Origin of the sequence: Micromonospora sp. NPDC023888, from assembly GCF_040639415.1 — a bacterium.
In the GTDB taxonomy this organism is placed as follows: Bacteria; Actinomycetota; Actinomycetes; order Mycobacteriales; family Micromonosporaceae; genus Micromonospora.
This window is the reverse complement of record NZ_JBEZZW010000028.1, coordinates 38,552-50,725: the sequence shown is the minus strand read 5'-3', so window position 1 is coordinate 50,725 and position 12,174 is coordinate 38,552. Positions and strand designations below refer to the sequence as shown.

The window sequence follows — 12,174 nt, the reverse complement described above, 5'->3', positions numbered from 1 at the left end:
CTTCCCCTTCCGCCGTCAGTCAGTGAAGATCGACTTTTTCTGGTTCTCGATGGACGAGGTGAGCCCGTCGATGTCCTTGGGGTTCTTGATGAACTGCTGGATCGCCGGGATCATCACGGTGGAGGCGAAGTCCGGTCGGGTGTCCCGGTCGAGGAACTGCGCGATCTCGGTGGCCGACCCGACCAGTTCGGCAGCCTTCTTCTGCAGTGCGGTGTAGCCGCCGACGTCCGCGCCACTGTTGGCGACGAGGACGGCTGGGTCGTTCTTGAGGTTGATGTCCGCGGCGGCCTTGCCACCGAAGTACTCCAGCAGCTTGCGCGCGTTGTCCTCGTTCTTGGGCTTGCGGGCCATCATGTAGCCGTCGATGGGCGCGTCGAGGGCCTTCGCGCCGATCGACGGGTCGATCTCGGGGAAGGTGAAGAAGTCGAGGTCGTCCTGCTCGTCGTTGCTGAACTGCTGACCAACGAAGAGGCCGAGCAGGTACATGCCGCTCTTCTTCTGCTGCAACGACTGCGCGGCCTCCTGCCAGGTGCGGCCGAGGCTGTCCGGCTGGTGCAGGGGGAGCAGGCCGGCCCAGGTGTCGAAGACCTTCTTGACCTTGTCGGAGGTCCAGGCCTCCTTGCCGGCCATCAGGTCGACGTGGAACTGGTAGCCATTGATGCGCAGGTTGAGGATGTCGAAGGTGCCCATCGCGGGCCAGCCGTCCTTGTCGGCGAAGGCGATGGGGGTGAGCCCGTCCTTCTTCATCTGCTCGCCGAGGTTGGTGAACTGGTCAAGGGTGGTGGGCACCTGGTAGCCGTGCTGCTGCCACACCGATTTGCGGTAGAAGACCGCCCACGGGTAGTACGTCGCCGGTACGAAGTACTGTTTGCCGTCGTCGCCGGTGGATGCCTTCTTGAAGGCATCCGAGTAGCCGGAGAGCTTGCTCCACACGTCGCTGATGTCGCTGGACAGGCCCTTCTGGGCGAAGAAGCGCATCCGGTAGCCGGCGAACCAGGTGAACACGTCGTCCGGCTTGCCCTGCAGGTAGTTGTTGATGTTCTCCTGGAACGTGTTGTGGTCGACGGTGTTCACCGCGACCTGGACGCCGGACGCGGTCTTGAACCCGTCGGTGACCTTGACGAGGACGTCCTTCGGCTTCGGGTCGGACTGGTTCGACCCGAGCGACACGTCCTTGCTGGATCCGCCGGAGCCGGAGTCGTCGCCGCAGCCGGCGAGGAGGCCGGTGCCGAGCAGCGCGCCCGTGCCGGCCGCGCCGGCCAACAGTGAGCGTCGGTTGATGCCGGCGACGGAGGGCGGTACGAGCCGAGCCAGGTACTCGGCTTGGGATCGGGGACGGGACATCTGTGCCTCCTGCGGATGAAGAGGTGCGATGAGAAGGGCCGTCAGGGGTGGGGTGGAGGTGCGGTGACGTGTTCGCCCATCGGGATCCACCGAGAATCCACATTGGTCAACACGAACGGCCAGTGGGGGCTCAAGTTACCCTTCGGTCAGGCGCTGTCAAGAGGGCAGTTCACCTTCGATAACCCAGTTGTGATACGGCTGCTACGCGGTAAACGTTGGAAAACGAATCGATGTTGGAAACTGTTGACTTCCGCGCCGCGTGAGGTGCACCCTCAGCTGTCATGCGGCAATGGCACGGGAACGGCATCTATTTCGGCGGCGACTACAACCCTGAGCAGTGGCCCGAGCAGACCTGGTCCGAGGACGTCGAGTTGATGCGCCGAGCCGGGGTCAACCTGGTCTCGGTCGGCATCTTCTCCTGGGCCCTGCTGGAGCCCACGCCGGGCCGATTCGAGTTCGGTTGGCTGGACCGGGTGCTCGACCTCCTGCACAGCGGCGGGATCCAGGTCGACCTGGCCACCGCCACCGCCAGCCCGCCGCCGTGGCTGTCCAGGGCGCACCCGGAGACGTTGCCCCGCCAGGCCGACGGCACGATCCTCTGGCCCGGCGGCCGACAGGCGTACTGCCCCAGCTCGCCCATCTTCCGAGAGCGGTCGCTGGAGTTGGTGCGGGCGGTCGCCGGCCGGTACGCCGAGCACCCCGCAGTGGTGATGTGGCACGTCTCCAACGAGCTGGGCTGCCACAACGCGCACTGCTACTGCGACGTCAGCGCCGAGGCGTTCCGCGGCTGGCTGCGAGAGCGCTACGGCGACCTGGCCCGGCTCAACGACGCGTGGGGCACCGCCTTCTGGAGCCAGCACTACGGCGACTGGGCCGAGATCAACCCGCCGCGCACGGTAACGGCCTTCGCCAACCCCACGCAGCAGTTGGACTTCCTGCGCTTCTCCTCCGACGAGCTGCGCGCCCAACTGCGCGCCGAACGCGAGGTCCTGAAGACGCTGGTCCGTCAGCCGATCACCACCAACTTCATGATCGGCATGGGCGTCAAGCACATGGACTACCAGTCCTGGGCCGACGACGTGGACCTGGTGTCCAACGACCACTACCTGACCGCCGCCGACCCGCAGGCGCACCTCGGGTTGGCGCTCGCTGCCGACCACACCCGGGGCGTCGCCGGCGGTGACCCGTGGCTGCTGATGGAGCACTCCACAAGCGCCGTCCAATGGCAGCCGCGCAACGTGGCCAAGCTGCCCGGTCAACTGCGTCGCAACAGCCTGGCGCACGTCGCCCGCGGCGCCGACGGCGTGCTGTTCTTCCAGTGGCGCGCGTCCCGGGCCGGCGCCGAGAAGTTCCACTCCGCGCTGGTGCCGCACGCCGGACCGGACACCAAGGTGTTCCGCGAGGTCTGCCAACTCGGCGCCGACCTCAAGGCCCTGGCCGAGGTACGCGGCAGTCGGGTGGACGCCGACGTGGCGATCCTGTTCGACTGGGAGGCGTGGTGGGGCGCCGAGTTGGATTCGCACCCCAGCGTCGATGTGCAGTACGCGGACCGGCTGAACGCCCTGTACGGCTCGCTCTGGCGGGCCGGCGTGACCGCCGACGTCATCCACCCGTCGGCTGACCTCAGCGGCTACCGGCTGGTCCTGGTGCCGACCCTCTACCTGGTCCGGGACGCCGACGTCGCCGCACTGCACCGTTACGTCGAGGGCGGCGGGACGGCGGCGGTCACCTACTTCAGCGGCATCGTCGACGAGAACGACCACATCCGTCTCGGCGGCTACCCGGGCGCGTTCCGGGAGTTGCTCGGCGTCCGGACCGAGGAGTTCTTTCCGCTGCGCGAGGGCGAGCAGGTCCGCCTCGACGACGGCAGCACCGCCGACGTGTGGACCGAGTGGCTGCACCCGGAGGGCGCTGAGGTGCTCGCGTCGTACACCGACGGGCCCTTGCCGGGCGTGCCGGCGCTGACCCGGCACCGGGTCGGCGACGGCGCCGCCTGGTATGTCGGCACCCGGTTGGACGACGCGGCAACCGACCGGCTGGTCGCCCGGCTCGTCGCCGAGGCCGGCGTGCGGCCGGCGGCGCCAGCGCCGGCCGGGGTGGAGGTGGTACGCCGCCGCGACGGCGACCGGAGCTGGCTGTTCGTCATCAACCACACCGAGGCGGAGACCCGGCTCCCGGTGCGCGGCACCGATCTGTTGACCGGCGAACGGTGCTCCGGTGAGCTGACCCTGCAAGCTGGTGCGGTGGCGGTCGTCCGTGAGGATCGGACCGACGATCCGGCCTGACCTCGGCGACGGCCACGGTGCGAAGGAGAATCGCCAGATGCTCGCCCAACAGCGGCAGACCGCCATCCTCGACCTGATCCGCCAACGCGGCGGCGTGCGGGTGAGCCACCTGGTCAGCCGGTTCGGCGTGTCCGACATGACGATCCGCCGCGACCTGGAGGTGCTTGCCGAGCGCGGCCTGGTGGACAAGGTGCACGGCGGGGCGACACTCGCCGGGCCGGGTTCGGCCGAGGAGCCCGGCTTCGCCGCGAAGTCGATCCGCCAGCAGGCGGAGAAGCGCGCCATCGCCGAGCGGGCGGCCACGATGGTGGAGCCGGGCATGGCCATCGCGCTCTCCGCCGGCACCACCACCGCCGCGTTGGCCACCCTGCTCTCCGACGTCCGGGGGCTCACCGTGGTCACCAACTCGATTCCGGTGGCCGACGCGCTCTACCAGGACCCGCGCGCCGACCAGACGGTGGTGTTGACCGGCGGCATCCGCACCCCGTCGGACGCGTTGACCGGGCCGGTGGCCGAGGCGGCGATCAGCGCCCTCAACGTCGACCTGCTCTTCCTCGGTGTGCACGGGCTCAGCCCGCGCACCGGATTCACCACACCCAACCTGCTGGAGGCGGGCGTCAACAGGTGCCTGATCGGTGCCGCCCGTCGGCTCGTGGTGCTCGCCGACCACACCAAGTGGGAGACCATCGGCATCGCCACCATCGCCCCGCTGGAGGCGGCCGACGTGCTGATCACCGACGTCGGTTTGCCGACCGAGGCGCGTACCACGATCGGCGAGCAGGTCGGCGAGCTGATCATCGTCGAGCCCGGCTGAGCGGCACTTCCGCGCGCCGCCCCGGTCAAGATCCGAGCAAGAACAGGGAAAGTGGCCCCTCAGACGTCGCGGAGACAGCATCTTCACCGAAGTTACGCAGATCGTGGGCCGACGCCTGCCGGGCTAGGGATCATCGGTGGGTCGGCAGGGCGCGTGGTGGTCGGCCTTCCGCGCGCAGCGGCGGCGATCGGGCATGATCCGGTCGCAGAAAACCCAATGTCGTACGTGCTGCGCGTCCTCGGCCGAGACCGTGATGCCGGCGACGTCGAGTTGGGGCGTCGAAGCCAACGAACGGGCGAGATCACGGGCCATCTCCAACGCCCCGGCCAGATCGGGCACCGCCACCGGCAGGTGGATCACGTGTCGGGGCGGCGGTTCGGCCGACTCGGTGAACGCCAGCACGGCGGCCCGAGGTAGGGACACGAAGATCCCGCCCGACGGGATCATGGCCGACGCCTCTCGGACCCGGCGCCGTGCCAGGCCCGCAGGGCGCGCTTCACCCGGGCGTTCTCCGCACTGAGCAGCGCCAGGTCCTGGTGCAGCACGGTCAGGTCGAGCGCGACCCGGTGCAGGAATCGCCGCACCTCTCTGGGGTCGAGGCCCCGCCGGCCGAAGCCGACGGTGGCGAACTGACGGTCGCGGACGTGCCGAGGATGCAGCCGGCTGCCGTCGTAGAGCGTGCCTCTGGGCATTTGTCACCTCTCGTCGTCGGTCGATGGGTGAGTCAGGGTCGCGACGGTGTCCCGTCACGTGGTAGGTATTTCCTCAAGTCGGTTCGGAGCCGGGAGTCGCACCTCCCGACGCTCTAGTTGAGACCCGACGAGAGCCGGTATGCGACTGCCACTCGCGAGGCCGTCTCTCGTCACCTTCTCGGCTGTTGGCGCAGCTGCGGTTGCCGTGTTTGCACCGGGCTTCCCCGGGGACCGGCGATCACCCTCACCCGAAGGCCACGTTTCCAGTCGCTCGGAACTGGAGCAATGGTTCCTACGCGGGCCTCGCCGACGAATTGAGAGGTGGACCATGCCGCACAAGCCGTTCATCCGGACACTCCGCGCGCAATGGCTGGGTCAGCAATTGCGGGCCCTGCGCGAGGAGCGGGGAATGACGTTGAAGTTGGTCGCTGAGCATCTGCAACGCGACATGTCCGCGCTTGGTCGCTACGAACGCGCGGATTGGCCGATCCGCAAGGGTGATGTGGTCGCGCTGCTGGATCTCTACGGTTTTCATCACGCAGCCGAGCGGGCCCGTCTGCTGGCGCTTGCCGAGGAGGTGTGGCGCACGGACCGGTGGGACGAGGACTACGGCGACGTCGTGGACGCGTCCTTCATCGAATATCCCTGGCTGGAGGGTCGCGCCGAGCAGGTCTGCTGCTTCCATCTCACCCTGGTCCCGGGGCTGCTCCAGACGCGTGAGTACGCCGAGGCCGTGATTCGTAATGCGGCAGAACCGGGGGTTGCCGAGGCGACGATCAACCGCTGGGTCGAACTTCGGATGACCCGTCAAGAGGTGCTGAGGCGACGTCGCCCACTCACGATCTCTACCGTGATCGACGAAGCCGCGCTGCGTCGGATGGTCGGCGGGCCAGAGGTGTTGCGCCGCCAACTACACCACCTCGCGCAGGCGCAGCGGCGGGACAACGTGGCGATCAGAATCATGCCGTCCGGCGTGGCCCTGCACCAAGGGCTCGACGGTACGTTCTGGATATTCCGTCTGCCAGAGCCGTATCCTGCGGTTGCCTATGTGGAGTCATTGGGAGGGCGGCTCTACCTGGAGTCGCCGAAGGCTGAGCGTTTCGTCCGCACCTATGGTCGCCTGCTGGATTCTGCGCTCAGTGAGAGCGAATCAACAAAGTTGATCACGAGCATCGCGGAGGAGTTGTCATGAGCGAAAGCATGTCCGAGGTCGCTTGGCACATCAGCAGCAAGAGCGACAGCAACGGCGGTAGCTGCGTCGAGGCGGGGCCCGTCCTGGACGGTTCCGGTCGAGTCGCGGTACGGGACAGCAAGGACCGCGCGGCGGCAACCCTCGTCTACCCCGCCGCTGGGTGGACCGCGTTCGTCCTCGGGATCAAGGACGGCGAGTTCGGCTAGGGCCGGAGAAGTGCCTCGCTGGCCCGGTCGACCAGCCAGCGCTCTGCCTCGTCGTACGACCAGCCACCCTCGTCGACGAGTTGTGGCCAGGAGTGCAGCCCGAAGTAGAACCAGAGCACCTGGGTGGCCTGTGCGACGGTGAGGCCCGGACGTAGCGCGGAGAGCTCGTCCAGGCGTACCGCGCCGACCCGTAACGCCTGCCGGTAGGCCGCCGCGCCGTCACGCGCCGCTGCCGCCGCGCTCGCCGTCATGCTCGGCGCCGCCCTGATCAGCTGGATGGTGTGGGGGCGGCTCTGGTGGCCGTACCGTGTCCCGGCGCCGATCAGACGCACGACCTCGCCCGGGTCGGTGGCAACCGCGATGGCCGCGACGCTCTGCGCGGTCTCGGGGTCGTTCACGCCCGCTTCGATGAGCGCCCGCAGCAGCGTCGGCTTGCCGCCGACGCTGGTGTAGACGGTCGCCACGGCCACCCGGGCGCGGGCGGCGATGTCGTTGACAGTCGTGGTGGCGTACCCCTGCGCGATGAAGAGGTCCAGGGCCGCATCCAAGATCAACTGCCGGGTCTGTTCGGCGCTCTCCTGGCGCCGGCTGGCGCGGGGTTGGGCAGCCACCAGGGCACTCTACCGGCCCGTAACCGTCAGAAGGGTATTCTGATGAGTATGCGAGTCCTCTTCTCAAATGTGCCCTCCTTTGGGCACTTTCTCCCGCTCCTGCCCCTGATCCGCGCATTCCGGCGTCAAGGCCACGACGTTGCCGTGGTGACCGCCGCCGGCATGACCCCGCTCACCGCGCCCGAGGGGATCGAGCTGCTGCCTGCCGGCCCCATGCCGGATGTCCTCTTCGCCGAGGTGGGGCGCAAGCTGGGCATCAACCCCGCAACGGAGCCGATCCCGGAGGCGGTTGCCGAGTTCTTCGCCGGGGTCCGGGTCGACCTCACCGCAGGCGAGGCGTTCGCGCAGGCGAAGAGCTGGCAGCCGGATCTGATCGTCAACGAGATGCTCGACTTCGTGGGGCCCCTGGTCGCCGCCGGCCTGGACGTACCGCTGGCCACCCTCGCCTTCGGCCCGGCGGTACCGGCCGAGTTCACCGACCCGCTGATCGCGGTGGTCCGCTCCCGCTACGAGGAGCGCGGGCTGCCCGCGCCGCAGCGCATCCAGGCCGGCCGCTGGCTGCTGGACACCTGCCCACCGGGGTTGCAGTTCGAGACCTTCGCCGTACCGCAGGGGGTGGAGCGGATCGCGCTGCGGCCGGAACCGCACCAGGCGCCCGACGCCTCGACGGGCACGCACACGCCGCCGACCGGCGGTCGTCCCCGGGTGCTGGTCAGCTTCGGCACGGTTTTCGCCGACCCCGCCGTGGTCGGTCCGCTGCTGGGCGCCCTCACCGACGTCGACGTCGACGTGCTGGCGACGCTCGGCCTCGACGGCAAGCCGGAGGACTACCAGCTCGACTCGGAGCGGGTGGAGTTCAGCCCCTTCGTGCCGCTGGCCCAGTTGCTGGAGAACGTCAGCGCGGTCATCACCCACGGCGGCGCCGGCACCACCCTCGGCACGCTGGCCCGTGGCATCCCGATGGTGGTCGTACCCCAGGGCGCCGACCAGTTCATCCAGGCGGACCGGGTCGCCGCGTCCGGAGCGGGTCTCGCGCTGATGCCCGGGCAGGCCGACCCGGCCGCCATCGCGGCGGCTCTGCGCCGGCTGCTCGACGAGCCGACGTTCACCGAGGCGGCTCGCCGGCTCAGCGCCGAGATCGTCGCGATGCCGTCGCCCGACGAGGTCGCCGAGCGGCTACGCGCCGAGGTGATCGGCTAGCTCGGGGCCGACCTTCCACCGGCACCGACTCGAGTTCCTGGAAATCGGGGTGTCACCGCGACGGGGTGACCCCGATTTCCGGGAAGCCGAGTCGATCAAGCCCCGCGCTTCACAGCCACCTCACAGGGGTGCTGGATAGGGTGCCGGTCGAGTCAACGTCCGACTCCAGCCTGGAGCGGTCGGCGTCGCACAGGAGTTCCGATGGTCTTCAAGAAGATGTTGAGCGCGTTCGGTGTGGGCGGTCCCAGTGTGGACACTGTGCTGACCAACCCCAACACCCGGCCCGGCCTGACCCTCGACGGGCAGGTCAACCTCGTCGGCGGCGACGCTGAGGCGGCCATCGAGCAGGTGGTGATCGGTCTGGTGACCCGGGTGGAGGTCGAGGGCCACGACGCCGAATACTCCGGCACCCTTGAGTTTCACCGGATGGCGGTCAGCGGCCCGTTGCAGCTCGCCCCGAAGCAGCAGCTCTCGATCCCGTTCCAGCTCCCGGTGCCGTGGGAGACGCCGATCACCGACGTGTACGGCCAGCGCCTGCACGGCATGACGATGGGCCTGCGCACCGAGTTGGCGATCGCCCGCGCGGTCGACAAGAGCGACCTGGACCACGTGGCCGTGCACCCGCTGCCGGTGCACGAGCGGATCCTGGAGGCGTTCCAGCGGCTCGGCTTCCGGTTCAAGCACGCCGACCTGGAGCGCGGTCACATCCGGGGTGTCCAGCAGACGCTGCCGTTCTACCAGGAGATCGAGTTCTTCGCCGCGCCGCAGTACGCGAGCACGATCCGGGAGGTCGAGCTGACCTTCGTGACCAGCCAGCGCGGCGTCGAGGTGATCCTGGAGTGCGACAAGCGCGGCGGCTTCCTCAGCGCCGGGCACGACGCGTTCGGTCGCTACCAGGTGTCGCACACCGACCTCGACCGGGTGGACTGGGCGCAGGTCGTCGACGGCTGGTTGCGGGAGACCACGTCGCGCTACGGCAGCCTGCGTTCGCAGTACGGCCCGAGCCACGGTCACGGTCATGGCCGCGGGCACGGGATGGGCGGCATGGTGGCGGGGGCGGCGCTCGGCGTCGCCGGCGGCATGATCGCCGGTGAGATGATCGAGGACGCGTTCGAGGGTGACTTCGGCGGCGACTTCGGTGACTTCGGCGGCGACGAGTAGCAAGTCCACACACGACGACGGTGGCCTCCGGGAGGATCTCCCGGAGGCCACCGTGCACTGTGAACCGGTCAGTGCCGGGCCTTGCGCTCCTCGCTGCTGCGCCAGTTGCTGCCAGCCTTGGCCAGGCCGCGGCTACCGAGGTAGCCAAGCGTCAGCAGGGTGATCAGGAACCAGGCGTTGTCAGCCCGGAAGATGTCCACCCCAGCGGTGTTCCGACCAACGACCTGCGACGCGCCCAGTACGGCGGCCACCGCGATCAGGTAGATCCAGAACTCGGTGGTCTTGAACGCCTGCTTGGTCTCCGTACCGGGTGCCTGCATGTCGTTGCGACGCCCGTCATGCATGACCGGCATCTGCTGGGTGTGCATGTCCCGCGTCGACGCGGGATTCTGCGGGTCGTTCATGGGCCGGTTCATCGGCCGGGTGGAAGCAGCCTGCGTGCTCATCTGGTCCTCCTCAGGATGCGATGAGTCGTACCTGCATTCCCTCGCCCCGCTACCGCGTTTCGGCCACGGCACGGTTCGCTTTCGTGGCGGGGACACCCCCCGACTACCCGAGGCCCCGGAGCAGGTAACACCGATCACCGGCCGGAAAAATCCGGCCGGCGATCGGTTGGGTCGGCGGTCAGCGCAGGCCGTTGCGGATGGCCACGCTCACCAACAGGTCCGGGTCGTCGGTGATGAGGCCGTCGACACCGAGGTCGATCACCCGCTGCATCACCGTCGCGTCATCGACGGTGTAGGGGATCACCTTCAGTCCGTCCCGCGTCTGGAGAGTCCGTACGTCCGGCCCGTGGAAGTATGCCGGGTTCTCCCGCAGGTACCAGTCCGCCGAGGCGACAGTGCCCTGCTTCGGGTCGTGCACCTGCCAGTTGGCCGACACCGTGCCCGCGCCGGCGGCCCGGGTCAGCTTGCCGAGATCCTGGTACTTCCACCAGTCCAGTCCGCCGGTCCACGGGCTCTGCACCGCAGGGTTGCCGTAGACCGCTTCCAGCGAGCACTCGTCGGCGAGGGTCGCGCACTCGGTCGGGCCGTACTGCCAGACCAGCGCGACGGTGCCGATGCGGCGGTCGAGCTGCCGCGCGTACGTGATGGTCCGCCAGTCGAACGACTGGATGGTGGCCCGGTTGGTGAAGCCGGCGCGCTGGATGGCGTCGACGAGCTTGCGGGTGAAGCTGCGGTACGGCTCGGTGTCGTTCACCATCGGGCTGATCTTCGTCTCGATGTTCATCCCGATGTCGCTGCGGCCACTCGCCTTCACCAGGGCGAAGACCTCGTCCAGGGTCGGGATCCGGGCACCCGGCGCGGGCACCTGCGCGGGCAGTTCGGGCAGCGTCTTCGTGCCGCAGTCGACGGTCTTGAGCTGTGCCAGGGTCAGCTCGTGCACCGGCTTGCCCACGTACGGGAACTTCGGGTCGCCGGGGCGCACCGGGGCGGTGTCGACGCAGTGCGACCCGTTGACGGTGCGGTCGTGCAGCACCACGAGCTTGCCGTCCGCTGTCACGTTGGTGTCCAGTTCCAGGGTCGAGATGGCCCGGTTGGACAACGCGTTGGAGAAGGCCGGCAGGGTGTTCTCCGGCCGGGTGGCCCGACCGCCGCGGTGCGCCTGGATGTCGAACGGCGCCGCGTACGCCTTCGGCAGCCGGTAGCCGCGCTGCGCCAGCAGGCCGCGCAGCCGGTCCGGGTAGTCCGTGATCATGCCGTCCACGCCGTCGTCGATCAGCTTGGACATGGTCGGCACGTCGTCGACCGTCCACGGGATCACCTTGATCCCGTACCGGTGCGCCCGGGCGACCATGTCCTTGGTCACGTACGGCTGGTAGCCGGGGTCGGTGACCGTGCCGTTCTGCGGCATGCCGTGCACCGGCGAGAAGGCGCTGGCGCCGAAGCTGCGGATCGCCTTGATCGGGTCGCCGCCGAAGTCGTCGATGTCCAACCCGCCCAGCCACGGCGAGGCGCCCGGCTGGCCGGTCTGCAGGAAGTCGTAGTTGGTCAGGGCGACAAGCGGCAGCTTCGGCTCGACCTGGCGCATGCGCATCAGCGCGCCCCAGTCGAAACTCTGGATGGTGACCTGCTTGAGCAGCCCGGCGGCGCGGATCTCGGCCGCGGTCACCTGGACGAACTGGTCGCGGGGCGCGGTCTCGGTCGGCGCGCCGGCCTCCACCTTGGTCTCGACGTTCAGCGTCACGTCCTTGGCCCGGTAACGGTTGACCAGGGCGAAGACCTCACGCAGCAGCGGCATCCGGGCGCCCGGGACGGCGAGCTGACCGGGCTTGTCCGGCAGCGTCTTCGAGCCGCAGTCGAGCGAGCGCACCTGGGCCACGGTGAGCGTGTTCACGTACTTCCCGACGTACGGGAACTCCGGGTCGCCGGGCGTCACCGGGGCGGTGTCGACGCACTTGGCGCCACTGATCTTCCGGTCGTGGGTGACGACGGCCTGACCGTCCTCGGTGATCTGCACGTCCAGTTCGAGGGTGGTCACCCCGAGCTGGAGGGCGTTGCCGAAGGACGCGAGGGTGTTCTCCACCCGCAACCCGAGGCCGCCGCGGTGGGCCTGCACGTCGAATGTCCGGTCCGGTCGCGGTTTCGCCTGGGCGGGCACCGCGAGTCCGGTCGTCACCGTCGCGGCCACCAGGGCCGCGACGGCGGTACGGCGTACTGTGCGCACGC

General features: G+C 68.9%; 12 protein-coding genes. 6 read left to right on the top strand and 6 right to left on the bottom strand.

Translation table 11 applies throughout. The annotated features are described in order from the left end of the window. Positions 1-15: 15 nt before the first annotated feature. Positions 16-1,344 (bottom strand): ABC transporter substrate-binding protein, encoded by a 1,329-nt coding sequence (locus AB0F61_RS23465; protein WP_357813127.1) that lies wholly within the window; start codon positions 1,342-1,344, stop codon positions 16-18. Positions 1,345-1,625: 281 nt separating this feature from the next. On the opposite strand from AB0F61_RS23465, the gene AB0F61_RS23460 reads away from it, so the two are divergent. After that, positions 1,626-3,629, top strand: coding sequence for a beta-galactosidase (locus AB0F61_RS23460; protein ID WP_357813125.1), 2,004 nt, complete (start codon positions 1,626-1,628; stop codon positions 3,627-3,629). A gap of 37 nt (positions 3,630-3,666) precedes the next feature. Beyond that, positions 3,667-4,443, top strand: coding sequence for a DeoR/GlpR family DNA-binding transcription regulator (locus AB0F61_RS23455; protein ID WP_357813123.1), 777 nt, complete (start codon positions 3,667-3,669; stop codon positions 4,441-4,443). A gap of 123 nt (positions 4,444-4,566) precedes the next feature. Here AB0F61_RS23455 and AB0F61_RS23450 read toward each other — a convergent pair whose 3' ends face one another. Beyond that, entirely contained in the window at positions 4,567-4,803 is a 237-nt protein-coding gene (locus AB0F61_RS23450; RefSeq protein ID WP_357813242.1) for a hypothetical protein, read from the bottom strand. A gap of 83 nt (positions 4,804-4,886) precedes the next feature. Beyond that, positions 4,887-5,135: a DivIVA domain-containing protein gene (locus tag AB0F61_RS23445; protein ID WP_357813120.1), complete on the bottom strand. Its 249-nt coding sequence runs from the start codon at positions 5,133-5,135 to the stop codon at positions 4,887-4,889. Positions 5,136-5,463: 328 nt separating this feature from the next. Between AB0F61_RS23445 and AB0F61_RS23440 the strand changes: the two genes are divergently transcribed. Both AB0F61_RS23440 and AB0F61_RS23435 read left to right on the top strand, forming a co-directional pair. Next, positions 5,464-6,327, top strand: coding sequence for a helix-turn-helix transcriptional regulator (locus tag AB0F61_RS23440; protein WP_357813118.1), 864 nt, complete (start codon positions 5,464-5,466; stop codon positions 6,325-6,327). After that, entirely contained in the window at positions 6,324-6,533 is a 210-nt protein-coding gene (locus tag AB0F61_RS23435) for a DUF397 domain-containing protein (protein ID WP_357813116.1), read from the top strand. Before AB0F61_RS23440 ends, AB0F61_RS23435 begins: the two co-directional genes overlap by 4 nt. Here the strand turns inward: AB0F61_RS23435 and AB0F61_RS23430 are convergent. Beyond that, positions 6,530-7,144, bottom strand: a complete 615-nt coding sequence (locus AB0F61_RS23430; protein ID WP_357813114.1) for a TetR family transcriptional regulator — start codon at positions 7,142-7,144, stop codon at positions 6,530-6,532. The genes AB0F61_RS23435 and AB0F61_RS23430 overlap by 4 nt on opposite strands. Positions 7,145-7,186: 42 nt before the next feature. Here AB0F61_RS23430 and AB0F61_RS23425 point away from each other — a divergent pair, with 42 nt between their 5' ends. Together AB0F61_RS23425 and AB0F61_RS23420 are read left to right on the top strand one after the other, a co-directional pair. Then, positions 7,187-8,344 (top strand): glycosyltransferase, encoded by a 1,158-nt coding sequence (locus AB0F61_RS23425; protein ID WP_357813111.1) that lies wholly within the window; start codon positions 7,187-7,189, stop codon positions 8,342-8,344. A gap of 201 nt (positions 8,345-8,545) precedes the next feature. Further along, the gene (locus AB0F61_RS23420; protein ID WP_357813109.1) at positions 8,546-9,505 is read left to right on the top strand and encodes a sporulation protein; all 960 of its coding nucleotides are present in this window, start codon (positions 8,546-8,548) and stop codon (positions 9,503-9,505) included. Positions 9,506-9,573: 68 nt separating this feature from the next. Here the strand turns inward: AB0F61_RS23420 and AB0F61_RS23415 are convergent, their stop codons facing one another. Both AB0F61_RS23415 and AB0F61_RS23410 read right to left on the bottom strand, forming a co-directional pair. Beyond that, positions 9,574-9,951, bottom strand: coding sequence for a hypothetical protein (locus AB0F61_RS23415; protein WP_357813106.1), 378 nt, complete (start codon positions 9,949-9,951; stop codon positions 9,574-9,576). 178 nt (positions 9,952-10,129) lie between these two features. Beyond that, positions 10,130-12,172 (bottom strand): glycerophosphodiester phosphodiesterase family protein, encoded by a 2,043-nt coding sequence (locus AB0F61_RS23410; RefSeq protein WP_357813103.1) that lies wholly within the window; start codon positions 12,170-12,172, stop codon positions 10,130-10,132. Positions 12,173-12,174 lie beyond the last annotated feature (2 nt).

Coding starts and splice junctions, on each gene's coding strand:
- AB0F61_RS23435 (WP_357813116.1), top strand. CDS start 6,324: ATGAGCGAAAGCATGTCCGAGGTCGCTTGGCACATCAGCAGCAAGAGC.
- AB0F61_RS23415 (WP_357813106.1), bottom strand. CDS start 9,951: ATGAGCACGCAGGCTGCTTCCACCCGGCCGATGAACCGGCCCATGAAC.
- AB0F61_RS23420 (WP_357813109.1), top strand. CDS start 8,546: ATGGTCTTCAAGAAGATGTTGAGCGCGTTCGGTGTGGGCGGTCCCAGT.
- AB0F61_RS23425 (WP_357813111.1), top strand. CDS start 7,187: ATGAGTATGCGAGTCCTCTTCTCAAATGTGCCCTCCTTTGGGCACTTT.
- AB0F61_RS23440 (WP_357813118.1), top strand. CDS start 5,464: ATGCCGCACAAGCCGTTCATCCGGACACTCCGCGCGCAATGGCTGGGT.
- AB0F61_RS23460 (WP_357813125.1), top strand. CDS start 1,626: ATGCGGCAATGGCACGGGAACGGCATCTATTTCGGCGGCGACTACAAC.
- AB0F61_RS23465 (WP_357813127.1), bottom strand. CDS start 1,344: ATGTCCCGTCCCCGATCCCAAGCCGAGTACCTGGCTCGGCTCGTACCG.
- AB0F61_RS23445 (WP_357813120.1), bottom strand. CDS start 5,135: ATGCCCAGAGGCACGCTCTACGACGGCAGCCGGCTGCATCCTCGGCAC.
- AB0F61_RS23455 (WP_357813123.1), top strand. CDS start 3,667: ATGCTCGCCCAACAGCGGCAGACCGCCATCCTCGACCTGATCCGCCAA.